Source organism: Streptomyces sp. NPDC029164, assembly GCF_055563995.1.
Genome location: NZ_JBVHWW010000004.1, coordinates 1 through 22621, shown reverse-complemented (window position 1 = coordinate 22621; position 22621 = coordinate 1). Strand labels below are relative to the sequence as shown.

At 72.4% G+C, this 22621-nt stretch carries 17 protein-coding genes and 1 pseudogene; 8 read left to right on the top strand and 10 right to left on the bottom strand.

What is annotated here, in order from left to right:
• Window positions 1-37: 37 nt before the first annotated feature.
• Complete coding sequence (locus tag ACZ4VT_RS05505) at window positions 38-1018, top strand: EamA family transporter (protein ID WP_467946882.1); 981 nt, start codon at window positions 38-40, stop codon at window positions 1016-1018.
• Here the strand turns inward: ACZ4VT_RS05505 and ACZ4VT_RS05500 are convergent.
• Together ACZ4VT_RS05500 and ACZ4VT_RS05495 are read right to left on the bottom strand one after the other, a co-directional pair.
• Window positions 924-1427, bottom strand: a pseudogene (locus ACZ4VT_RS05500) (GNAT family N-acetyltransferase); the annotation flags it as partial. The gene ACZ4VT_RS05505 and the pseudogene ACZ4VT_RS05500 sit on opposite strands and share 95 nt — an antisense overlap.
• A gap of 15 nt (window positions 1428-1442) precedes the next feature.
• The gene (locus ACZ4VT_RS05495) at window positions 1443-1925 is read right to left on the bottom strand and encodes a hypothetical protein (protein WP_467946881.1); all 483 of its coding nucleotides are present in this window, start codon (window positions 1923-1925) and stop codon (window positions 1443-1445) included.
• Window positions 1926-2154: 229 nt separating this feature from the next.
• Between ACZ4VT_RS05495 and recD2 the strand changes: the two genes are divergently transcribed.
• Both recD2 and ACZ4VT_RS05485 read left to right on the top strand, forming a co-directional pair.
• Window positions 2155-4413 (top strand): SF1B family DNA helicase RecD2, encoded by a 2259-nt coding sequence (gene recD2 / locus ACZ4VT_RS05490; RefSeq protein WP_467946879.1) that lies wholly within the window; start codon window positions 2155-2157, stop codon window positions 4411-4413.
• A gap of 182 nt (window positions 4414-4595) precedes the next feature.
• The gene (locus ACZ4VT_RS05485) at window positions 4596-5885 is read left to right on the top strand and encodes a citrate synthase (RefSeq protein WP_030710677.1); all 1290 of its coding nucleotides are present in this window, start codon (window positions 4596-4598) and stop codon (window positions 5883-5885) included.
• Between the two features lie 422 nt (window positions 5886-6307).
• Here ACZ4VT_RS05485 and ACZ4VT_RS05480 read toward each other — a convergent pair whose 3' ends face one another.
• The 3 genes from ACZ4VT_RS05480 to ACZ4VT_RS05470 all read right to left on the bottom strand — a co-directional run bounded on the left by ACZ4VT_RS05480 (window position 6308) and on the right by ACZ4VT_RS05470 (window position 9797).
• Window positions 6308-8629, bottom strand: a complete 2322-nt coding sequence (locus ACZ4VT_RS05480; protein ID WP_467946876.1) for a heavy metal translocating P-type ATPase — start codon at window positions 8627-8629, stop codon at window positions 6308-6310.
• Between the two features lie 126 nt (window positions 8630-8755).
• Window positions 8756-8989, bottom strand: a complete 234-nt coding sequence (locus ACZ4VT_RS05475) for a heavy-metal-associated domain-containing protein (RefSeq protein WP_467946874.1) — start codon at window positions 8987-8989, stop codon at window positions 8756-8758.
• Window positions 8990-9137: 148 nt separating this feature from the next.
• Window positions 9138-9797 carry a TetR/AcrR family transcriptional regulator gene (locus ACZ4VT_RS05470; protein WP_362808804.1) on the bottom strand — a complete coding sequence of 220 codons (660 nt, stop codon included), beginning with the start codon at window positions 9795-9797 and terminating at the stop codon, window positions 9138-9140.
• Window positions 9798-9927: 130 nt separating this feature from the next.
• Between ACZ4VT_RS05470 and ACZ4VT_RS05465 the strand changes: the two genes are divergently transcribed.
• Window positions 9928-12207: an MMPL family transporter gene (locus ACZ4VT_RS05465; protein WP_467946872.1), complete on the top strand. Its 2280-nt coding sequence runs from the start codon at window positions 9928-9930 to the stop codon at window positions 12205-12207.
• Between the two features lie 83 nt (window positions 12208-12290).
• On the opposite strand, the gene ACZ4VT_RS05460 is transcribed toward ACZ4VT_RS05465, so the two are convergent.
• The 3 genes from ACZ4VT_RS05460 to ACZ4VT_RS05450 all read right to left on the bottom strand — a co-directional run bounded on the left by ACZ4VT_RS05460 (window position 12291) and on the right by ACZ4VT_RS05450 (window position 14671).
• The gene (locus tag ACZ4VT_RS05460; RefSeq protein ID WP_467946870.1) at window positions 12291-12491 is read right to left on the bottom strand and encodes a helix-turn-helix transcriptional regulator; all 201 of its coding nucleotides are present in this window, start codon (window positions 12489-12491) and stop codon (window positions 12291-12293) included.
• A gap of 232 nt (window positions 12492-12723) precedes the next feature.
• Window positions 12724-13737 (bottom strand): Gfo/Idh/MocA family protein, encoded by a 1014-nt coding sequence (locus tag ACZ4VT_RS05455; protein ID WP_467946868.1) that lies wholly within the window; start codon window positions 13735-13737, stop codon window positions 12724-12726.
• A 19-nt stretch (window positions 13738-13756) separates the two neighbouring features.
• A complete protein-coding gene (locus ACZ4VT_RS05450; RefSeq protein ID WP_467946866.1) occupies window positions 13757-14671 on the bottom strand; it encodes a sugar phosphate isomerase/epimerase family protein in 915 nt (304 codons plus the stop codon).
• Between the two features lie 58 nt (window positions 14672-14729).
• Here ACZ4VT_RS05450 and iolC point away from each other — a divergent pair, with 58 nt between their 5' ends.
• The 4 genes from iolC to ACZ4VT_RS05430 are packed head-to-tail and all read left to right on the top strand — an operon-like array spanning window position 14730 to window position 20075.
• Window positions 14730-15731 carry a 5-dehydro-2-deoxygluconokinase gene (iolC, locus tag ACZ4VT_RS05445; protein ID WP_467946864.1) on the top strand — a complete coding sequence of 334 codons (1002 nt, stop codon included), beginning with the start codon at window positions 14730-14732 and terminating at the stop codon, window positions 15729-15731.
• Between the two features lie 7 nt (window positions 15732-15738).
• Window positions 15739-16692 (top strand): 5-deoxy-glucuronate isomerase, encoded by a 954-nt coding sequence (gene iolB, locus ACZ4VT_RS05440; protein ID WP_467947184.1) that lies wholly within the window; start codon window positions 15739-15741, stop codon window positions 16690-16692.
• Window positions 16689-18563 carry a 3D-(3,5/4)-trihydroxycyclohexane-1,2-dione acylhydrolase (decyclizing) gene (gene iolD / locus ACZ4VT_RS05435; protein ID WP_467946862.1) on the top strand — a complete coding sequence of 625 codons (1875 nt, stop codon included), beginning with the start codon at window positions 16689-16691 and terminating at the stop codon, window positions 18561-18563. Before iolB ends, iolD begins: the two co-directional genes overlap by 4 nt.
• 12 nt (window positions 18564-18575) lie before the next feature.
• On the top strand, window positions 18576-20075 hold the full coding sequence (locus ACZ4VT_RS05430; RefSeq protein ID WP_467946860.1) for a CoA-acylating methylmalonate-semialdehyde dehydrogenase: 1500 nt from the start codon (window positions 18576-18578) through the stop codon (window positions 20073-20075).
• Between the two features lie 125 nt (window positions 20076-20200).
• On the opposite strand, the gene ACZ4VT_RS05425 is transcribed toward ACZ4VT_RS05430, so the two are convergent.
• Complete coding sequence (locus ACZ4VT_RS05425) at window positions 20201-21367, bottom strand: hypothetical protein (protein WP_467946858.1); 1167 nt, start codon at window positions 21365-21367, stop codon at window positions 20201-20203.
• Between the two features lie 63 nt (window positions 21368-21430).
• Window positions 21431-22495 (bottom strand): WxL protein peptidoglycan domain-containing protein, encoded by a 1065-nt coding sequence (locus ACZ4VT_RS05420; RefSeq protein WP_467946856.1) that lies wholly within the window; start codon window positions 22493-22495, stop codon window positions 21431-21433.
• Window positions 22496-22621: the final 126 nt, after the last annotated feature.

Sequence of the window (22621 nt, the reverse complement as noted above, 5' to 3'; positions counted from 1 at the left end):
GCTGGTGCTACACGGTCGGGGCGGCGATGGTTGGACCATGCGTCCCGTACACACCGCCCTCGCCGTGCTCGTCGCCGCGGCGTGGGGCTTCAATTTCGTCGTCATCGAGATGGGGCTCGACCTTTTCCCGCCGTTGTTGCTGTCCGCCTTGCGGTTCCTGGTCGCCGCCCTGCCCGCCGTGTTCTTCGTGGGGCGGCCCAAGACCCCCTGGAAGTGGATCGTCGGGGTCGGGGTCGCGCTCGGTGTCGCCAAGTTCGGCCTGCTCTTCACCGGGATGGACGCCGGGATGCCCGCCGGGCTGTCCTCGCTGGTGCTGCAGATCCAGGCCGTCTTCACCGCCGCGCTGGCCGCGGTGGTGCTGCGCGAACGTCCCGGCCGGGTACGGGTGCTCGGCATGGCCGTGGCGTTCGCCGGGATCGCGGTCGCCGCGGTGGACGGAGGGACCTCCGGGCCCGTGCTCGGCTTCACGCTGGTCGTGGCGGCCGCCGCCTGCTGGGGCGTGTCCAACGTGCTGACCCGCAAGGCCTCGCCGCCCGACGCCCTGAACTTCATGGTGTGGGTGTGCACGGTCCCGGTACTGCCGCTGCTCGCGCTGTCCCTGGTGTTCGAGGGACCCGAGCGGGACCTGGCCGCGCTGCGGTCCCTGGACTGGTCCGGGGTGGCCGTCATCGGTTACGTCGCCTGGGTGTCCACCGTCTTCGGCTTCGTCGCCTGGAGTTACCTGCTGCGCCGCTATCCGGCTTCCGCGGTGGCGCCGTTCTCGCTGCTGGTGCCGGTGTTCGGGATGACCTCGGCGGCCCTGGTCCTGGGGGAGTCCGTCTCGGGGCTGCGCTGGCTGGCGGCCGTGCTCCTGGTCGGCGGTGTCGCCCTCACCTCGCTGGCCCCCGCGCGCGCCTCGAACCGTACAGGGGTCGGTTCGGGCGTCAGCGCGGGGAGCCCTCCTGTAGGGGCAGCCGCCAGTCCTGCCCCGTCAGGCTCACTCCGTACGAGCGGTGCGGCCGCTCCGCGATCAGGGTGAACCCGGCCTTCAGATAGAGGTCGCGGGCGTCGGTGAGCACGTCGTTGGTCCACAGCACCAGCTCGCGGTAGCCGACCGAGCGGGCGAAGGTGACGACGGTGTCGACGAGCAGGGTGCCGATGCCGCGGCCGCGGCCCTCCGGGTCGACCAGGAGCAGACGGAGCCGGGCGGTGCCGGGGGCGCCGTCCTCGCGCACGCACATCACCGAGCCGACCGGGCGGCCGGCCAGCTCCGCGATCCACACCCGTTCCAGGTAGGGGTCGTGGTCCTGGGCGAAGTCCGCGACGATCCGGGCGACCAGCCCCTCGAAGTCGCTGTTCCAGCCGTACTCGGCGGCGTACAGCGCGCCGTGGCGCTGCACGATCCACCCCAGGTCACCCGGTTCCGGGTCCCGCAGCCGCACGCTCTCCGCCATGCCCCAACTCTAGGGCCGTGGGCCCCCGAACGGGCTACTTCTTGCCGCCGCCGAGGATCTGGCCCAGGAGGTCGCCCAGGCCGCCGCCGTCCGCCGCGGCCGGGGCGGCACCGGGGGCCGCGCCCGGGGCCGGGAGTCGGCCACGGGCTTGCTCACCTCGGCCAGCACCCCGGCCATCATTCCGCCGCCGAGCAGGCCGCCGACGCCGCCGCCGAGCGTGGCCACGCCCTGCAGCGGCGGCTCGGCCGCCTCCGCGAAGGCCTGGCGCACCTCCGCGCCGTCGCCGTCATCGGCGCCGGCCTTCTGCTGGAGGTCGCCGGTCAGCGCGCCGACCGTCTGCGCGACGGTGTCCCGGGCCCCGGCGGTGTCGGTTTCGAGGAGCCCGGCGATCTCGGTCAGCTCGTCGTCGCCGAGCTCGTGGAGCCCGTCGTCCTGGAATGAGGAGGATTCACTCGTGCCGGAAACGCTACTTGTGTGATGATTTGGCGGCACCTTGAGTAGGCGTCCGGTAACGGAAAAGTAAAGCTGTGGGTCCCGATGCAACCCTGCGGGGGTAACGAGGGTCGTATGTTGCGTCGGCGCTTCCGGGGAGGGATCTGGGGGGATCGGGAAGTCCGACACGGGAGGGGTAACCGTGAGGGGGTCCGGCCGCGAGGCGGGACCCCCTTCGCGCTGTCCACAGGCCTGACGCGGTGTCGGCGCGGCCCGGTAGCTTCGGAGCATGGCAACAGACGCGGCACGGGTGGTTCCGGTGCAACTGGCGGTGGTCGAGGGGGTGCTCGAGCGCATCACCTACGCCAACGAGGAGAGCGGGTACACGGTCGCCCGCGTCGACACCGGCCGCGGCAGCGGTGACCTGCTCACCGTGGTCGGCTCGCTGCTGGGCGCGCAGCCCGGCGAATCGCTGCGCATGGAGGGCCGCTGGGGCTCCCACCCGCAGTACGGCAGGCAGTTCACCGTGGAGAACTACAAGACCGTGCTGCCCGCGACCATCCAGGGCATCCGCCGGTATCTGGGGTCGGGCCTGATCAAGGGCATCGGCCCGAAGATCGCCGACAGGATCGTGGAGCACTTCGGGACGGACACCCTCGATGTCATCGAGGCCGAGCCGAAGCGGCTGATCGAGGTGCCCGGGCTCGGGCCCAAGCGGACGAAGCTGATCGGCGCGGCCTGGGAGGAACAGAAGGCCATCAAGGAGGTCATGGTCTTCCTCCAGGGCGTCGGCGTCTCCACCTCCATCGCGGTCCGCATCTACAAGAAGTACGGGGACGCCTCCATCTCGGTGGTGAAGAACCAGCCGTACCGGCTCGCCGCCGACGTCTGGGGCATCGGGTTCCTCACCGCCGACCGGATCGCCCAGGCCGTCGGCATCCCGCACGACAGTCCCGAGCGGGTGAAGGCCGGCCTCCAGTACGCCCTGTCCCAGTCCACCGACCAGGGGCACTGCTTCCTGCCCGAGGACCGGCTCATCGCCGACGGGGTCAAGCTGCTCCAAGTGGACACCGGGCTGGTGATCGACTGCCTGGCCGAGCTCGCCGCCGACCCGGAAGGGGTCGTACGGGAGTCCGTACCGGATCCGCAGGGCGGGCCGGACCCGCTGACCGCCGTGTACCTGGTGCCCTTCCACCGGGCCGAGCTGTCGCTGGTGGGGCAGGTGCGCCGGCTGCTGAACGCCGAGGACGACCGGATGCCGGCGTTCCGGGACGTGGACTGGGAGAAGGCGCTGGGCTGGCTCGCCGGGCGGACCGGGGCCACCCTCGCCCCCGAGCAGCGGGACGCGGTCCGGCTCGCGCTGACCCGCAAGGTCGCCGTCATGACCGGCGGTCCCGGCTGCGGAAAGTCCTTCACGGTGCGCTCGATCGTCGAGCTGGCCCGGGCCAGGAAGGCCAAGGTGGTGCTGGCCGCGCCCACCGGCCGGGCGGCGAAGCGGCTGTCCGAGCTGACCGGGGCCGAAGCCTCCACGGTGCACCGGCTGCTGGAGCTCAAACCGGGCGGGGACGCGGCGTACGACCGGGAACGGCCGCTGGACGCGGACCTGGTCGTGGTCGACGAGGCCTCGATGCTGGACCTGCTGCTGGCCAACAAGCTGGTCAAGGCCGTGGCGCCGGGGGCGCACCTGCTGCTGGTCGGCGATGTGGACCAGCTGCCCTCGGTCGGCGCCGGGGAGGTGCTGCGGGACCTGCTGGCCGAGGGCGGCCCGGTGCCCGCGGTCCGCCTCACCCGGATCTTCCGGCAGGCCCAGCAGTCGGGCGTGGTCACCAACGCCCACCGGATCAACACCGGGCTGCCGCCGATCACGGACGGGCTCCCGGACTTCTTCCTCTTCGCGGAGGAGGACACCGAGGCGGCCGGGGTGCTCGCCGTGGACGTGGCGGCGCGCAGGATTCCGGCCAGGTTCGGGCTCGACCCGCGGCGGGACGTCCAGGTGCTCGCGCCCATGCACCGCGGCCCGGCCGGCGCCGGGAACCTCAACGGGCTGCTCCAGCAGGCGATGACACCGGCCCGGCCGAACCTGCCGGAGAAGCGGTTCGGCGGCCGGGTCTTCCGGGTGGGCGACAAGGTGACCCAGGTCCGCAACAACTACGAGAAGGGCGCGAACGGCGTCTTCAACGGCACGGTCGGCGTGGTCACCGGGCTCGACGTGGACGAACAGCGCCTGACGGTGCGTACGGAGGAGGACGAGGAGATCGGGTACGAGTTCGCGGAGCTCGACGAGCTGGCCCACGCGTACGCCGTCACCATCCACCGTTCCCAAGGGAGTGAATATCCCGCGGTGGTGATCCCGGTCACCACCGGGGCCTGGATGATGCTCCAGCGCAACTTGCTCTACACGGCGGTGACCAGGGCGAAGAAACTGGTCGTCCTCGTCGGGTCCCGCAAGGCCCTCGGTCAGGCGGTGCGTACCGTTTCCGCAGGCAGGAGGTACACGGCGGTCGCGGCCAGGCTGTCCGGCCGGATACCGGTGGGAAACATCACCTAGATGATCGATCATTCGGGGTTCCACCACCGGTGCGGAGGGGGCAGGATGAGCAGCTTGACGGCACTGAGTGCCGTCGAAAGCACCAAAGGCCGACCCCGAGTGCACTCTCCTGCGCCAAATGGGGGAAGGTAGAGGCAGTCAGGGCACCTCGAAGAAGAGGCACTACGTCGGTGAGGGATGACGTGAGCGACAACTCTGTAGTACTCCGGTACGCGGACGGTGAATACACCTACCCGGTGGTCGAGAGCACCGTCGGTGACCAGGGCTTCGACATCTCGAAGCTGCGGGCCCAGACCGGGCTCGTCACCTTGGACAGTGGCTACGGCAACACCGCGGCCTACAAGTCCGCGATCACCTACCTCGACGGTGAGCAGGGCATCCTGCGTTACCGCGGCTACCCGATCGAGCAGCTGGCCGAGCGTTCGACCTTCATCGAGGTCGCGTACCTGCTGATCAACGGCGAGCTGCCGACCGTCGACCAGCTCGCGTCGTTCCGCAACGAGATCACCCAGCACACGCTGCTCCACGAGGACGTGAAGCGCTTCTACGACGGCTTCCCGCGTGACGCGCACCCGATGGCGATGCTGTCCTCCGTGGTCAGCGCGCTGTCGACGTTCTACCAGGACAGCCACAACCCGTTCGACGAGAAGCAGCGCCACCTCTCGACGATCCGGCTGCTGGCCAAGCTCCCGACGATCGCGGCCTACGCCTACAAGAAGTCGGTCGGCCACCCGGTGGTCTACCCGCGCAACGACCTCGGCTACGTCGAGAACTTCCTGCGCATGACCTTCTCCGTGCCGGCCCAGGAGTACGACCTGGACCCGGTCGTGGTCTCGGCGCTCGACAAGCTGCTGATCCTGCACGCGGACCACGAGCAGAACTGCTCGACCTCCACCGTGCGTCTGGTCGGCTCCTCCCAGGCGAACATGTTCGCCTCGATCTCCGCCGGCATCTCGGCCCTGTGGGGTCCGCTGCACGGTGGCGCCAACCAGTCCGTCCTCGAGATGCTCGAGGGCATCAAGAACGACGGCGGCGACGTCGACGCCTTCATCCGCAAGGTGAAGAACAAGGAAGACGGCGTCCGCCTCATGGGCTTCGGACACCGCGTCTACAAGAGCTTCGACCCCCGGGCGAAGATCATCAAGGCGGCGGCGCACGACGTCCTCTCGGCGCTCGGCAAGAGCGACGAGCTGCTCGACATCGCGCTCAAGCTGGAAGAGCACGCGCTGGCCGACGAGTACTTCGTCTCGCGCAACCTCTACCCGAACGTGGACTTCTACACCGGTCTGATCTACCGGGCCATGGGCTTCCCGACCGAGATGTTCACCGTGCTCTTCGCGCTCGGCCGGCTCCCCGGCTGGATCGCCCAGTGGCACGAGATGATCAAGGAGCCGGGTTCGCGCATCGGCCGCCCGCGCCAGATCTACACGGGCGAGGTCCTGCGCGACTTCGTGCCCGTCGAATCCCGCTGAACCGAGGCTCGCTGACCGAGGCCCGCTGACCCGAGGCTCTCCACCGCGCGGCGTGCGGCCGCGCGGGCAGCACCGCAGGTAACCCCCAGGCGTACGAAAAGCGCCCCGCCGTCGATCCCCCCACGGGTCGGCGGTCGGGGCGCTTTCCTTTTCCCCGAGACGGATTCCCCCCACGGGACCCGAGTCGGGGCGTCAGTGTGCCGGGACCCGTTCTGATCGGGAGGGCCGCTCAAAGCCTCCCGCGGGCACGTGTCCCGGCCGGCTGATGCCACGGAAGTCCCCCAGGGCTTCCGTCGAACGTCCCCCAAGACGTTCTTGGCATCGCCCCATTAGACCCGTGGCGACCCCGGATGGTTACGTTGCGGTCACTGTGATCTGCGTCTCCCGTGAAGGAACTGTGTGCGTGGTGGGGAGGAGATCCACTAGCGGAAGGAGCGCAACCGGAGGCTGTTGGTCACCACGAAGACCGAGGAGAAGGCCATCGCGGCCCCCGCGATCATCGGGTTGAGCAGGCCGAAGGCCGCCAGCGGCAGGGCCGCCACGTTGTACCCGAAGGCCCAGAACAGGTTGCCCTTGATGATGGCCAGGGTCCGGCGGGAGAGCCGGATCGCGTCCGCCGCCACCCGAAGGTCGCCCCGTACGAGGGTCAGGTCCCCGGCCTCGATCGCCGCGTCGGTGCCCGTGCCCATGGCCAGCCCCAGGTCCGCCTGGGCCAGCGCCGCCGCGTCGTTGACCCCGTCGCCGACCATGGCGACCGTACGGCCCTGCGCCTGCAGGCGGCGTACGACGTCCACCTTGTCCTGCGGGAGCACCTCGGCGATCACCTCGTCGATGCCCACCTCGCGGGCCACCGTCTCGGCGACGGCCTTGTTGTCGCCGGTCAGCAGGACCGGAGTGAGGCCCAGCGCCCGCAGCCGGGCGACCGCCTCGGCGCTGGTCTCCTTGACCGCGTCGGCCACGGTCAGCACCCCGCGCGCCGCCCCGTCCCAGGCCACCAGGACCGCGGTGCCGCCCTCGGCCTCGGCGGCCGCCCTGGCCGCGTCGAGCTGGGCCGGCAGCGCGATCGACCAGTCCGCGAGCAGCTGTGCGCGGCCCACCAGTACGGCGTGTCCGTCGACGACGCCCTGCACGCCGAGGCCGGCGAGGTTCTCGAAGCCCTCCGGGACCGGCAGGGCGCCGGCCCTCCCCCAGACTTCGTCCGGGGGTACCCCCATGGCCGCCGCGGTGGCGATGGCCCGGGCGATCGGGTGCTCCGAGGCGTGCTCCAGGGACCCGGCCAGGCGCAGGAGTTCGCGCTCGTCGACGCCCTCGGCGGGGTGGACGCCGGTGAGGGTCATCCGGCCGGTGGTGACGGTGCCGGTCTTGTCCAGGACGACGGTGTCCACGCGGCGGGTGGACTCCAGCACCTCGGGTCCCTTGATCAGGATGCCGAGCTGCGCGCCCCGCCCGGTGCCGACCATCAGCGCGGTCGGAGTGGCCAGGCCCAGGGCGCAGGGGCAGGCGATGATCAGGACGGCCACGGCGGCGGTGAAGGCGGCGGTGGGGTCGCCGGTGATCAGCAGCCAGCTGACCCAGGTGCCGAGCGCGAGGACCAGTACGACGGGCACGAAGATCCCGGAGATCCGGTCGGCGAGGCGCTGCACCTCGGCCTTGCCGTTCTGGGCCTCTTCCACCATCCGGGCCATCCGGGCCAGTTGGGTGTCGGCGCCGACGCGGGTGGCCTCGACGACCAGCCGCCCGGAGGCGTTGACGGTGGCTCCTGTGACGGAGTCGCCGACGGACACCTCCACGGGGACGGACTCGCCGGTCAGCATGGAGGCGTCCACGGCGGAACTGCCCTCGACGACCGTGCCGTCGGTGGCGATCTTCTCGCCGGGGCGCACGACGAAGCGGTCGCCGGCCGCGAGCGCGCTCACCGGGACGCGGACCTCCCGGCCCGCGCGCAGGACGGTGACGTCCTTGGCGCCGAGCTCCAGCAGGGCCTTGAGGGCCGCGCCCGCCTTCCGCTTGGAGCGGGCCTCCAGGTAACGCCCGAGCAGGATGAAGCTGACGACGCCGGCGGCGACTTCCAGGTAGAGGGCGGAGGAGCCGTCCGTACGGGAGATGGTGAGGTCGAAGCCGTGCCGCATGCCCGGCATCCCGGCGTGGCCGAAGAACAGGGCCCACAGCGACCAGGTGAAGGCGGCCAGCGTGCCGACCGAGACCAGGGTGTCCATGGTGGCGGCGCCGTGCCGGGCGTTGGTCCAGGCGGCCTTGTGGAAGGGAAGGCCGCCCCAGACGACGACGGGGGCGGCGAGGGTCAGCGAGAGCCACTGCCAGTTGTCGAACTGCAGGGCCGGAACCATCGACAGCAGGACGACGGGCAGGGCGAGCGCGGCGGAGACCAGCAGCCGTTGGCGCAGGGCGGACAGCGCCCCGTCGGGGGCCTCGGCCTGTGTCTGTGTCTGCGCCTGTGCCTGCGCCTGCGCCTGCGCTCCTGCCGCGTCCTCCGCGGGGGCCGGGGCGGGCGGCGGGGGCTCCTCGGCGGTGTAGCCGGTCTTGACGACGGTCGCGATCAGGTCCGCGACCCGCACGTCACCGGCGTAGGAGACGTGGGCCTTCTCGGTGGCGTAGTTCACCGTGGCCTCGACGCCGTCCATCCGGTTGAGCTTCTTCTCGATGCGGGCCGCGCAGGAGGCGCAGGTCATCCCGCCGATCGAGAGTTCGACCGCCGTTATCGGTCCGTCGTGCACTGTGCTGCTCATGTTCCGGCTCCAGGGGGATGGCCGGGCCGTACGGGACCAGTATGAGCTGGCCGGCACGGCCCGGCGGGGTACCGCGGGTGCTGGGGTGGTGCGGGTTGCCGCGGGTGCTGCCGAAGGGAGGGTCGCTCAGACCCGTCCGGCGAACTCGTAGCCGGCCTCGTCCACGGCGGCGCGGACGTCCTCGTCGGCGAGCGGGGCGGCGGAGACCACGGTGACCTCGCCGGTCGCGGCGACGGCCTTGACCGTGCTGACGCCTTCGAGGGCGGAGATCTCGTTGGTCACCGCGCCCTCGCAGTGGCCGCAGGTCATGCCGGTCACCCGGTAGACGGTGGTGGTCTGGGTGTCCGTCTCGGCGGTCATGTCGTTCTCCTCTTCAGGGGCGTGTCCGGTCACCGGGAGGGGTGGCCGATGAGTCCACCGTTCTCCCGACTCTCCGAGACTATACCCCTGGGGGGTATGAAAGCGAGCCTCGACGCCCAGCAAGTCGGTCGAGGTCGGTCGGAGTGGGTCAGCCCGAGTGGGGCGTGCTGATCATCGGGTCGAGGTAGCGCAGCAGAACGGTCTTCAGCTCCGCGATGTACGCCTCGCGCTCGGCACCCTCGTGGGTCAGGATCAGGTCCAGCGAGGCCTTGAAGATGCCCAGGATCATGTTCGAGGTGTGGGCGAGCTCGGCGGGTGCGGACTCCGGGCAGAAGGTGTGCAGCACGCCCTCGATCCGGGAGAGCAGGCTGGAGTGCAGCTTCCAGTGCTCCTGGTCGATGGCGCCCGGGATGCCGGAGCCGTGCATGAGCGCCCAGAAGGCCGGGTTCTCGCAGTTGAAGGCGATGACCGGGTCCAGGACGGCGTCCAGCAGCTCCGGCAGCGGCCGCCGGAGGTTCTCGGGCAGGAAGGCCTGCCCGTGCATCTCGTGGGCCTGCTGGAGCAGCTGCCCGCCGAGCTCGACGGCGATGGCCTCCTTGTTCGGGAAGAACTGGTAGAGCGTGCCCGGCGAGACACCGGCCTCGCGGGCGATGGCGTTGGTGCTGGCCGCGGCGTAGCCGGTACGGCAGAACACCCCGGCGGCGGCCGCCAGGAGCTGGGAGACCCGACGCTCGCCCCGAGCCTGGCGGCGACGCGGTGCGGCGGCTTCACCGGTTTCGGTCGTTTTGCCCTTAGGTGTCCCCGGCATTCCCATCCCTTGCTTCCCGTGGGCGATTGACAAACGCGAGTGGTCACTCGCATTCTGATGAAACGCGAGCGACTGCTCGCCTTTGCCAGTCTATTTGGCCTGGCAATCACGGTGAAGGGGACACCGAGTGATGTCCGAAGTCAAGAATCCGCCGTCGTCCGGGGAGAGCGGCAGGTGGACCCGGTTCGTCACGGCCCGGCCGCGGCTCTCGCTGCTGCTCGCCCTGGTGGTCACGGCCCTGGCCGTGTTCGCGGGCGGTGGCGCCGCCGAACGGATGGGCAGTGGCGGCTGGGAGGACCCGGGCGCCCAGTCCACCTACGCCGCCAAGGCCCTGGAGCGCGAGTTCCCGGCCTCCCAGCCCAATCTGCTGCTGCTCGTCGACGCCGGCCCGGGAACCGCCGGGGTGGACGATCCCGCCGTCGCGGCCGAGGCGGAGCGGCTGACGGCGCGGCTCGCCGCCGAGCAGGGAGTCGTCGGCGTCGGCTCGTACTGGCGCACGCACCTGCCGGCCCTGCGCTCCGAGGACGGCCGGCAGGCCCTCATCGCGGCCCGGGTCCTCGGCGACGAGAAGACCGCCACCGCGGTGCTGGACCGGATCGACCCGCACTACCGGGGTGAGCGCGGCCCGGTGCGGGTCTCCTTCGGCGGGCCGGTCGCGGTCCAGCGAGAGGTGACCACCACCATCCAGGAGGATCTGCTGCGCGCCGAGATGATCGCGCTGCCGGTCACCCTCGTCCTGCTCATCCTCGTCTTCGGCAGCGCCGTCGCCGCCCTGCTGCCCCTCGGCGTCGGCATCGTCGCCATCCTCGGCACCAACGCCGTGCTGCGCGGCCTCACCGAGTTCACCGACGTCTCCGTCTTCGCCCAGAACCTGACCACCGCGCTCGGACTCGGGCTCGCCATCGACTACGCCCTGTTCATCGTCCGCCGGTTCCGCGAGGAGCTCGCCGCCGGACGGGACCCGGTGGCGGCCGTCGGGGCCACCCTGCGCACCGCCGGGCGCACGGTGCTGTTCTCGGCGCTGACCGTCGCGGTCTCGCTCTCGGCGATGCTCTTCTTCCCGATGTACTTCCTGCGCTCCTTCGCCTACGCCGGCGTGGCGGTGGTCCTGCTCGCCGCGGGGGCCGCGCTGATCCTGCTTCCGGCGGCCCTGGTGCTGCTCGGCGAGCGGGTCAACTCCTTCGACCTGCGCAGGCTGTGGCGACGCGGGCGGCCGGCCGGGGTCCCGGCCGAACCGGGGCGGGGCTGGGCGCGCGTGGCCCTTGTGGTGATGCGCCGGGCTCCCGTCTTCGCGGTGGCCACGACGGCCGGACTGCTGCTGCTCGGACTTCCCTTCCTCGGCGTGAAGTTCGGCACGGTGGACGACCGGCAGCTGCCGAAGACCGCGGAGTCGCATGTGGTCCAGCAGCAGATCCGGGACTCCTTCCCGGGCAGCCCCGGCGGAACGCTCACCGTCCTCGCCGAGGACGCCGCCGGGCCCGCCGAGCTCGCCGCCTACCGGGAACGCCTGGCCGTCCTGCCCGGGGTGGTCCGGGTCGACGGGCCGGTGAGCTCCGCGAACACCGCGCGGTACGCCTACTTCTCGCTCACCACCGAGGGCGAGGCGATCGGGCAGCAGGCCCAGGACCTCGTCGGTGAGGTGCGCGAGGTGGACGCGGACTTCCGGACCTCCGTGACCGGAGAGGCGGCACGGCTCGTCGACGCGCAGAAGGCGATAGCGGGGAAGCTGCCCCTGTCGCTGGCCGTGGTGGTGCTCGCCACGCTGCTGCTGGTGTTCCTGCTCACCGGGAGCGTGCTCATACCGATCCAGGCGGTCCTGCTCAACGCCCTGAGCCTGACCGCGATGTTCGGGGCGGTGGTGTGGGTCTTCCAGGAGGGAAACCTCTCCGGATTGCTCTCCTTCACCTCCACCGGCGACATCGAGACCAACCTGCCGGTCCTGATGTTCTGCATCGCCTTCGGACTCTCCATGGACTACGGGGTGTTCCTCATATCCAGGATCAAGGAGGAGTACGACCGGACCGGGGACCACGAGGGGGCCGTGCGCACCGGGCTGGCCCGCACGGGCGGGCTGATCACCGCGGCGGCCGTGATCCTGGCCGTGGTGATGGTGGCCATCGGCACCTCGCGGGTGACCAACACGAAGATGCTGGGGCTTGGGATCGCGCTGGCGGTGTTGATGGACGCCATGGTCGTACGCAGCCTCCTCGTCCCGGCGGTCATGAAGCTGACCGGGAAGGCCACCTGGTGGGCGCCGGGCCCGCTGCGCAGGCTGCACGAGAGGTTCGGGCTGAGCGAGGGGGAGTCCCTGCCGGCGACGGCGACGGCGACGGCGACGGCGACGGCCGAGCCGAAGGCGGAGCCGGAGCCGGATCCCGAGCCGGAGAAGGTCTCCGCCGGGACCGCCTAGCCGGAGGCCGGCGGGGCCGGGGGGCCGGGGGGCCGGGGTTGCGGGGCGGGGCCCGGGGTGACCCCGCCCGCACCGGGGAGGTGTCAGTCCTCGCGGCGCCCCCGGTTGCCGGGGCGGCGGGCCACCCAGGCCCAGACGGTTTCGGCGTACCAGTACGGCTTGCCGCTCTCCACGTGGTCGGGCGGGGGGAGCAGCCCGTGCTTGCGGTAGGAGCGCACGGTGTCCGGCTGGACCCGGATGTGAGCGGCGATCTGTTTGTACGACCACAGCTGTCGGTCGCTCATGCGGGACACCTCCTTGTCCACACGGCAGGGTCGGCCGGGAGGCCGTCGGGGGAGCCGGCGCGTGGACAGTGACGATCACTCGGGTTCTGCCCGGGGAACGACGCGGAGTGATGGCAGGGGAGGGGCTGTCGACCTCCTGTGACGGAAAACCCGCGTCATGCGGACATGCGTGACACAAGGGTGACCCCTGTGACGGATGCGGCACAGGGGTCGGTTGCGGGGCAGGGAGGGATCAGCGGTACAGGGCCGGCCGTTCCGCCAGCTCCACGAGGGTGCGTACGCCGCTGCGCGCGGCCGCGAGGCCCGCCTCGGAGACGGCGGCCGCCGCATAGCCGTCCCAGGTGTCCGGCCCCGCCACCCGGCCGCGCGCCGCTGCCGACACCCAGCGCCGCAGCTGCCGGTCGTAGGCGTCGGCGAAGCGCACCGTGAAGTCCTGGACGATCTCGCCGCCCCACCGGCCCGCGGACTGGACGACCATCGCGTGGCCGTCGCCGATCCGGGCGCTGCCCGCCTCGCCGACCGCCTCGCACTGCACCTGGTAGCCGAAACCGCAGTTGACGAAGATCTCCACGTCGACGACGGCCCCGCCGGAGGTCTCCAGCAGCACCATCCGGGGATCCTGCAGCCCCTCGGGAGCGGCAGCCGTGGGCCGGGGGGAGAGCACGGTCACCGCGGTGACCTCCTGCCCCAGCAGCCAGCGCGCCGCGTCCACCTCGTGCACCACCGAATCGCTGATGAGCATGTCGCTGGTGAAGAAGGACGGCGAGGAGGCGTTGCGGTGCCGGCAGTGCAGGAAGAGGGGGCGCCCGATCCCGCCCGCGTCCAGCAGCTCCTTCAGCCGCTCGTACTCCGCGTCGAACCGCCGCATGAAGCCCACCTGCACCAGGCGCCGGCCCAGCCGCCGTTCGGCCTCCATGACGCGCAGTGCCCCCGCCGGATCCGGGGTCAGCGGCTTCTCGCACAGCACCGGCAGCTCCCGCTCCAGGGCGTGCAGGATCGCTTCCTCATGGGCGGGCCCCGGGGAGGCGACCAGTACGGCCCCCACCCCCGGCGCCGCTATCGCGGCCGCCGGATCGGTGTGCGCGCTCACCCCGTCCAGTCCGCCCGTGACCTCCTTGACCCGGTCACCGTCCGGGTCGGCCACGGCCACCACCCGGGCCCCGCCCACGGTCCGCCCGATCCGGCGCACGTGGTCGGCGCCCATCTTCCCGGTGCCGATGACGGCGATGCCGAGCGTGTTCGTCATGTCGTGTTCCCTCCGGGAGTCAGCGGGCGCCGCAGGAGCGCAGGTAGGCGCGGGTGCGCCGGGCGATCGGCAGCGGCTGGTCGGGCGGACACGGGTACATGTCCTGCTCCACGATGGCGAACAGGTCCACGCCCAGCCGCTGGGCCGCCGCCAGTACCGGTTCCAGCGCGGGCACCCCCGACGGCGGCTCGCACATCACCCCGCGGCCCACCGCCGGCCCGAAGGGCAGCTCCTCCGCGAGGACTTCGGCGAGGATCCGCGGGTCCACCTGCTTCAGGTGGAGGTAGCCGATCCGCTCGGCGAACGTCTCGATCGCCCGGACGCTGTCGCCGCCGCAGTACGCATAGTGCCCGGTGTCCAGGCAGAGCGAGACGAGCCCGGGATCGGTCGCGTCCAGGAAGCGGGCCACGTTCTCCGGAGTGTCGATGTGGGTGTCGGCGTGCGGGTGGACGACGATCCGCAGCCCGTACCGGTCCTGGACCTCCCGGCCCAGCCGTTCGGTCTGGGAGGTCAGTTCACGCCATTGGGCCGGGGTCAGGACGCGGTCCTCCCGTACCTCCCCGGTCTTGTCGTCCCGCCAGAAGGAGGGGATGACGACGAGGTGGGCCGCGCCCATGGCCTGGGTCAGCGCCGCGATCCGCGACACGTGCTCCCAGGTGTCCTCCCACACGGCGGGCCCGTGATGGAGTCCGGTGAAGACGGTTCCGGCCGAGACCCGCAGTCCGCGCTTGGCCGTTTCCCCGGCGAGTCGGGCGGGATCCGTGGGCAGATAGCCGTAGGGGCCGAGCTCGATCCACTCGTACCCCGCGTCGGCGACCTCGTCGAGGAAACGCGCCCAAGGGGTCTGCCGGGGGTCGTCGGGAAACCAGACACCCCAGGAGTCCGGAGCCGAACCGATGCGGATACGGGTCAACGCGGGCGGGGAGGACGTCATAGCGGCCACCTTAGGCGGGAGACGAGGGAGACGAGTGGGACGAGTGGGAGGACTGACTGTGACCGGCACCGGCGATCCGTTCGCGTTCGACCTGATCACCATGGGCCGCATCGGGGTGGATCTCTACCCGTTGACGACCGGCGTACCACTGGCCGAGGCGGAGACCTTCGGGAAGTTCCTGGGCGGCTCCCCGGCCAACGTGGCCGTCGCGGCCGCGCGGCTGGGACGGCGGGTGGCGGTGATCACCCGGACCGGCGCGGACCCCTTCGGCACGTATCTGCGTTCCGAGCTGCGGGGGTTCGGGGTGGACGACCGGTGGGCGACCGAGGTGGCGGGCCTGCCCACGCCGATCACCTTCTGCGAGATCTTCCCGCCGGACCACTTCCCGCTGTACTTCTACCGGCTGCCGAAGGCCCCGGACCTGGAGATCGCCCCGGACGAGGTGGACCTGGCGGCGGTACGCGCGGCCCGGGTGTTCTGGATGACGGGCACCGGCCTGAGCGAGGAGCCCTCGCGGGCGGCGACGCTGGCGGCGCTGGAGGCCAGGGCCGAGGCGGGGGCGGGGGGCGGGGCCGTGGCCGGGGCCGGGGCCGGGACGACGGTGTTCGACCTGGACTGGCGGCCGATGCTGTGGCGGGAGAAACCCGGGCCGTACTACGAGCGGGCGCTGGCGTCGGCGACGGTGGCCGTCGGCAACGCCGAGGAGTGCGAGATCGCCACGGGCGAGTCCGAGCCGTACGCGGCGGCGCGGGCGCTGCTCGCCGCCGGGGTCGAACTGGCGGTGGTCAAACGGGGCCCGGAGGGCGTGCTGGCCGTCCACCGCGACGGGACGGTGGCGGAGGTGCCGCCGGTTCCCGTCCGGGTGGTCAACGGGCTCGGGGCGGGGGACGCGTTCGGGGGCGCGCTGTGCCACGGGTTGTTGGCGGGGTGGGAGCTGGGCCGCGTCGTGCGGTACGCGAACGCGGCGGGGGCGATCGTCGCCTCGCGGCTGGCGTGCTCGACCGCGATGCCGTTCGCTCACGAGGTGGAGGAGGTGCTGGGGCGTGCCGGTGGTGTCTGAGTGGGGGATGTCCTGGACGAGGCTGGCCGTGCTCGAACTGGCGCCGGGGGAGGTGTACGCGCACGAGTGCGGGGAGTCGGAGTGGATCGTGCTCCCGTTGTCGGGCGGGTGCGAGGTCAGCTGCCGCGTCCTGCCGGGACCCGCACCCCAATCGCCGGCCGGGCTTCAAGACCGGGGCTCCGCCCCGGACCCCGCTCCCCAAACGCCGCAGGGGCTGCATCATCCGGCCTCGCCGGTGTTTGAGGAGCGGGGGTCCGGGGGCAGCGCCCCCCCGGCGGAGCTGCAGGTGTTCGAACTGCGCGGCCGCACGGGGGTGTTCCGCGGCCCCACCGACTTCGCTTACCTGCCCCGGGACGCGCACGCGGAGATCCGCTCGGTCGCCGGCGGGCGCTTCGCGCTCGCGGGGGCCCGGTGCCGGCGGCGGCTGCCCGCACGGTACGGCCCCGCCGGCGGGGTGCCCGTGGAGTTGCGCGGCGCGGGGCAGTGCTCCCGCCAGGTCAACAACTTCGCGGCGGCCGAGGCGTTCCCCGCCGACCGGCTGATCGCCGTCGAGGTGCTCACCCCCGGCGGGAACTGGTCCTCGTACCCGCCCCACAAGCACGACGAGCACCACCCCGGCGAGGAGTCCCGCCTGGAGGAGATCTACTACTTCGAGATCGCCCCGCACGGGGACACCCCCGGGCTCGGCTACCAGCGGGTGTCGCCTTCCCCCGCCGGGAAGACCGACGTCCTCGCCGAGGTGCGGACCGGGGACGCCGTGCTCATCCCCGACGGCTGGCACGGGCCGTCCATCGCCGCCCCCGGGCACGACATGTACTACCTGAACGTGATGGCCGGGCCGGGCGAGACCCGGGAGTGGCTGATCCGGGACCACCCCGACCACGGCTGGATCCGCGGCAGCTGGGACGGTCAGGACATCGACCCCCGGCTCCCCTTCCCCTCCGAGGAGGCCACCCGGTGAGGCTCACCGTCGCCCAGGCGCTCGTACGGTTCCTGGCCCGTCAGTACACCGAGCGCGACGGCCACAGGCAGCGCCTGATCGCCGCCACCTGGGGCATCTTCGGGCACGGGAACGTCGCCGGGATTGGGCAGGCGCTGCTGGAGGCCGGGCCGGACGCCATGCCCTTCCTCCAGGGGCGCAACGAGCAGGCCATGGTGCACGCCGCCGTCGGGTACGCCCGCCAGCGCGGCCGGCTCTCCGCGCACGCCGTCACCACCTCCATCGGGCCCGGCGCCACCAACCTCGTCACCGGCGCCGCCCTCGCCACGATCAACCGGATCCCGGTGCTCCTGCTGCCCGGGGACGTCTTCGCGACCCGGCCCGCCGATCCCGTGCTCCAGCAGCTGGAGGTCCCGTACGCGGGGGACCTGTCGGTCAACGACACCCTGCGGCCCGTCTCCCGCCACTTCGACCGGATCACCCGCCCCGAGGCCCTCATCCCGGCCGCCCTCCAGGCCGTGCGGGTGCTGACCGATCCCGTCCAGACCGGCGCCGTCACCCTGGCGCTGCCGCAGGACGTGCAGGCGGAGGCGTACGACTGGCCCGAGGAGTTCTTCGCCGAGCGCGTGTGGGGCGTACGGCGCCCGCGGCCCGACCGCGCCGAGCTCGCCGCGGCCGCCGGGGCCGTACGGGGCTCCGCACGCCCCCTGATCGTCGCCGGCGGCGGGATCCGGCACAGCGGGGCCCAGGCGGCCCTCGCCGCCTTCGCCGACGCCACCGGGATCCCGGTGGCCGTCACGCAGGCGGGCAAGGGCGTGCTCCCGTACGACCACCCGGCCGAGGTGGGCGGGATCGGCCACACCGGCACCGCCACCGCCGACGAGCTGGCCCGGGAGGCCGATCTGGTGATCGCCGCCGGGACCCGGCTGACCGATTTCACCACCGCCTCCGCGACCCTCTTCCAGAATCCGGCCGTCCGGTTCATCGGCCTCAACCTGGACCCGTACGACGCCCACAAACTCGCCGCCCGCCCGCTGGTCGCCGATGCCCGCGAGGGGCTCGACGAGCTCCGGGAGGCGGTCGCCGGGTACCGGGTGGATCCCGCGTACGAGAGCGCGTACGCGGGGCGCAGGGGCGCGTGGGAGTCCCGCGTCGACCAGGCGTACGCCGTGTCCGCGGCCGACGAGGACCTCCCGCCCACCCAGGCGCAGGTGCTCGGACTGCTCGACGGGCTCGTCGACGGCACCGACATCCTGGTCAACGCGGCCGGATCGCTCCCCGGCGACCTGCACAAGCTGTGGCGGGCCCGGTCCGCGGACCAGTACCACGTGGAGTACGGATACTCCTGCATGGGCTACGAGATCCCGGCCGCGATCGGGGTGGCGCTGGCCGCGCCCGGCCGGCCGGTGTGGGCGCTGGTCGGCGACGGGACCTACCTGATGAACCCGACCGAGATCGTCACGGCCGTCCAGGAGGGCGTCCCGATCAAGGTGGTGATCCTCGACAACCACGGCTACGCCTCCATCGGCGGCCTGTCGGGGGCGGTCGGCGGTGAGGGCTTCGGCACCGGATACCGCTTCCGGGCGCCCGACGCCTCGTACACGGGGGACCCCCTTCCGGTGGACCTGGCGGCCAACGCGGCCTCCCTCGGAATGGCCGTGATCCGCGCCCGCACGGTACGTGACCTGCGCGAAGCCCTCGCCGAGGCCCGCTCGGCGACGCGTCCCACATGTGTCTACACACAGACCCGAACGCCCGACACTGTGTCGGGCCCACCCCCGGCACAGGCGTGGTGGGATGTTCCTGTGGCCGAGACCGCGACCCGCAAGGCGGCGGCCCAGGCCCGTGAAGAGTACGACCGGCAAGCCGCGCAGCGACGTCGCCATCTGTGAAGGAGCAAGGCAATGAAGACCGTCAACCACTGGATCGGTGGCAAGACCGTCGAGGGCGCGTCGGGCAACTACGGCCCGGTCACCGACCCGGCCACCGGCGAGGTCACCACGCAGGTCGCGCTCGCCTCGGCCGATGAGGTCGACGCGGCGGTACAGGTCGCCAAGGAGGCCTACCTCAGCTGGGGCCAGTCCTCGCTGGCCGCCCGCACCAAGGTGCTGTTCGCCTACCGCGCCCTGCTGGACGCCAACCGCGACGCCATCGCCGAGCTGATCACCGCCGAACACGGCAAGGTCCACTCCGACGCGCTCGGCGAGGTCGCGCGCGGCCTGGAGATCGTCGAGCTGGCCTGCGGGATCACCACCCAGCTCAAGGGCGAGCTGTCCACCTCGGTCTCCAACCGGGTCGACGTCTCCGCCATCCGCCAGCCGCTCGGCGTCGTCGCCGGCATCACCCCCTTCAACTTCCCGGCGATGGTGCCGATGTGGATGTTCCCGCTGGCCGTGGCCTGCGGAAACACCTTCATCCTCAAGCCGAGCGAGAAGGACCCGTCGGCCTCCAACAAGCTGGCCGAGCTGGCGAGCGAGGCCGGTCTGCCGGCGGGCGTGCTGAATGTGGTCCACGGTGACAAGGTGGCCGTCGACGCGCTGCTGGCCCACCCCGACATCGCGGCGGTCTCCTTCGTCGGCTCGACGCCGATCGCCCGCCACATCCACACCACCGCCTCCGCCAACGGCAAGCGCGTGCAGGCGCTGGGCGGTGCCAAGAACCACATGCTGGTGCTCCCGGACGCCGACCTGGACGCGGCCGCCGACGCGGCGGTCTCCGCCGCCTACGGCTCGGCCGGCGAGCGCTGCATGGCGATCTCCGCGGTCGTGGCCGTCGGCTCCATCGCCGACACCCTCGTCGACAAGATCCGAGAGCGCGCCGAGAAGATCAAGATCGGCCCCGGCAACGACCCGACCTCCGAGATGGGCCCGCTGATCACGGCCGCCCACCGCGACAAGGTCGCCTCGTACGTCAAGGGCGCGGCCGCCCAGGGCGCCGACGTGGTCCTGGACGGCACCGGCTACACGGTCGAGGGCAACGAGAACGGCCACTGGATCGGCCTCTCCCTGCTCGACAACGTGAAGACCGACTCCGACGCCTACCGCGACGAGATCTTCGGGCCGGTGCTGTGCGTGCTGCGCACGGAGACCTACGAGGAGGGCGTGGCGCTCATCAACGCCTCGCCGTTCGGCAACGGCACCGCGATCTTCACCCGCGACGGCGGCGCCGCCCGCCGCTTCCAGCTGGAGATCCAGGCCGGCATGGTCGGCGTCAACGTCCCGATCCCGGTGCCGGTGGGCTACCACTCCTTCGGTGGCTGGAAGGACTCGCTCTTCGGCGACCACCACATCTACGGGAACGACGGCATCCACTTCTACACCCGCGGCAAGGTCGTCACGACCCGCTGGCCGGACCCCTCGGACGCACCGGCCGGCGTGGACCTGGGCTTCCCCCGCAACCACTGACCGCCGATCGCTGCTCGCCGACGCCGACGCCGACGCCGACGCCGACGCCGACCGCTGACCGCGCGCAAGCGCCGTAGGCCCGGCTCGCCCCCCGCACACCTCACCGCGGGGGGCGAGCCGCGTTTTCAGAGCAGCGACCAGACGTCCTTCGCCGCCCCCGTGCCCCAGACGGCGTCGCCGTGGCCGTAGCCCGGGACCACCGTGAAGGCGACGCGGTCGTTGCCGGCCGCGCGGATCAGCTCCGCGCCGCGCGGGTGGTCACCGCGGCCCAGCTCGGCGTTGACCCAGGCCACCTCGGCGCGGATCCGGTCCCAGGCGATCCGGTACGTGGCGTCGTCGCCCGCCCAGACCGCGGCGAGGTCCCGCATCAGGGCGGTCGGCAGGAGGCCGCTCCCGAGGGCGGCGGTGGCCGCGTGCCAGGTGTCCAGCGGGGTGTGGGTGAGGGCGAACCGGTCCTCGGCCGGGGTGGCGCCGAAGGTGTAGGTCCCGGCGCTGTGACCCTGGGCGTAGATCCAGTTCGCCGGTCCCGGGAGGGCGGCCGTGCGGATCAGCGCGAAGTGGGCGAGTCCGGCGTGGGTGAAGCGCCGGGTCGGGTCCGGCGGCCAGGGCGCCGGGGAGACGCCGTCCGGATCGGCCACCGCCCTGGCGATCACGGCCGTGAGCCCCGGATCGACGACGTGGCCGCCCTGCGCGAGCTGGGTGGCGTACGCGTCCCGGGTGTCGGCCGCGCGCACCGCCAGGTCACCGGTGTACGGGCCGGTGGTGTCCAGGACCAGCACCCGGCGCAGCCGCGGCGAGGCGTCGTGCGAGGCCGCGTCCAGGGCGAGGGCGGCCCCGGCGGAATGCCCGGCGTACTGGTAGGGCAGCCCGAGTACGGAGTCCAGCGCGCCCACCACCCGGGCCAGGTCCCGACGGTGCGCCGCGAGCCCCCAGTCGGCGGTGATGTCGGCGGCGACCGCCGCGTCCTCGCGCGGGGTGACCCCGACCACGAGCAGGCCGCGGCCGCGCAGCTCGTGCGCGAGGTTGTGGTCGTCCGGGCCGCCCGGGGTGAAGAACTCCGCCGCGAAGTTCAGCCCGCCGCCGGGCAGCAGGTACGCGATCCCCCGCGGCGCCCGTCCGGTGTCCGCGATCACGTCCACCGTGACGGGGGCCGGGCCGCCGTCGTCGAGCGGGAGGGTGAGCCGGATCCAGCCGTCGCCCGGCAGGTAGACGGCGGTGCCCGTGCCCAGCGCGCGCTCGATGCGGGTCAGCAGACCCGTGCCCTTGGCCGCGTCGCCGCGCTGTCGTTCCATCGAAGGTGCCTCCCCGCCCCAGGGTGATGGCCGAATACCGTCACCCTGGGACACCTTCGCCGGTCAGCGCGTCTGAGCCAAGTCCGGGGCGGGTTCCAGCTGTTCGTGTTCCGCGCGGCGCCGGCGGCGCAGCACCCACAGGGTGACCCCGGCGCCCGCCACCACCAGGAACAGGCCCACGGCCGGCCAGGGGACGGCGATGAAGCCGGTCTCGGACCGTGAGACGAGATCGGGGTGGGCGGTCGCGCCCGCCGTGATCCTGACGGTCACCCAGTCGGACTGGGGGGCGTCCGGCCAGGGTTCGGTCAGCTCGACGCGCTGCCCCGGCAGCAGGGTCAGCCTCAGCTCGCGGGCCGGCCGGTCCAGCACCCGGCGCCCGAACAGGCCCTCGGCGGAGACCGTCACCTTGGGCTCGACGACCACGTTGCCGCGGTTGACCAGTGCGTACGAGACCGTGGCGCGGGCGCTGCGCACCCAGGGCAGCAGCGGCGCCGACCGGCTGATCCGCACGTCCTCCACGCTCAGCCCCGGAGTCAGCGGCCCCGGCACCCGGAAGTACAGCCGGGCGCCCACCGAGCGCTTCACCCCGACCCGGACCTTGCCGTCCTGCTGCACGCCCTCCACCGCGGTGTTCAGGGCGACGATCCCGCCGACGTGGTCACCGGGCGTCGCGTCCGCCGGGACCCTCACGGTGAACGGGATGTCCTTGCGGCCCTTGGCCGGCACGGTGACGGTGCCCGCGGTCTCCGGCGGCAGCGCGATCCACGCCCCGACGTCCTTCGGCTTGGTCTCCACCGGGAGCAGCGCGAAGGCCCCGCCCTCCGGGGTGTTCATCGCGTCGGTGGCGAAGATCTGGAACGTCAGGTCCTTGTCGGAGGAGTTGAGGATCGTCACGCTGTCGCCGAGGGCGGTCCCGGCCGTGCCCTGGTGGAAGAAGTAAGCGCGGTCGGTCATCGCCGCACCGGCCGCGGGGGTGGGGAAGACCCCCCAGGTGCCGTTGTCCGCGGCCCTCGCCGCGCCGGCCGGGAGCAGACCCGCACCCAGGAGCAGCAGGCTGAGCAGCAGCCCGTGGAGCAGGCCGTGGAGCGGGGTGCGGGTGCGGCTACGCGTACGGCTGCGGGTGCGCATGGGCGGTCTCCAGTCGGCGCCGGAAGGGGAAGGGGTGGTGGGGGGGGGGGGGGGGGGGGGGGGGGGGGGGGGGGGGGGGGGGGGGGGGGGGGGGGGGGGGGGGGGGGGGGGGGGGGGGGGGGGGGG

Coding starts and splice junctions, on each gene's coding strand:
- ACZ4VT_RS05470 (WP_362808804.1), bottom strand. CDS start 9,797: ATGCCGGGGACACCTAAGGGCAAAACGACCGAAACCGGTGAAGCCGCC.
- ACZ4VT_RS05480 (WP_467946876.1), bottom strand. CDS start 8,629: ATGAGCAGCACAGTGCACGACGGACCGATAACGGCGGTCGAACTCTCG.
- ACZ4VT_RS05430 (WP_467946860.1), top strand. CDS start 18,576: ATGAAGACCGTCAACCACTGGATCGGTGGCAAGACCGTCGAGGGCGCG.
- recD2 (WP_467946879.1), top strand. CDS start 2,155: ATGGCAACAGACGCGGCACGGGTGGTTCCGGTGCAACTGGCGGTGGTC.
- ACZ4VT_RS05465 (WP_467946872.1), top strand. CDS start 9,928: ATGTCCGAAGTCAAGAATCCGCCGTCGTCCGGGGAGAGCGGCAGGTGG.
- ACZ4VT_RS05460 (WP_467946870.1), bottom strand. CDS start 12,491: ATGAGCGACCGACAGCTGTGGTCGTACAAACAGATCGCCGCTCACATC.
- ACZ4VT_RS05455 (WP_467946868.1), bottom strand. CDS start 13,737: ATGACGAACACGCTCGGCATCGCCGTCATCGGCACCGGGAAGATGGGC.
- ACZ4VT_RS05505 (WP_467946882.1), top strand. CDS start 38: ATGCGTCCCGTACACACCGCCCTCGCCGTGCTCGTCGCCGCGGCGTGG.
- ACZ4VT_RS05425 (WP_467946858.1), bottom strand. CDS start 21,367: ATGGAACGACAGCGCGGCGACGCGGCCAAGGGCACGGGTCTGCTGACC.
- ACZ4VT_RS05420 (WP_467946856.1), bottom strand. CDS start 22,495: ATGCGCACCCGCAGCCGTACGCGTAGCCGCACCCGCACCCCGCTCCAC.
- iolB (WP_467947184.1), top strand. CDS start 15,739: ATGTCCTGGACGAGGCTGGCCGTGCTCGAACTGGCGCCGGGGGAGGTG.
- ACZ4VT_RS05450 (WP_467946866.1), bottom strand. CDS start 14,671: ATGACGTCCTCCCCGCCCGCGTTGACCCGTATCCGCATCGGTTCGGCT.
- ACZ4VT_RS05475 (WP_467946874.1), bottom strand. CDS start 8,989: ATGACCGCCGAGACGGACACCCAGACCACCACCGTCTACCGGGTGACC.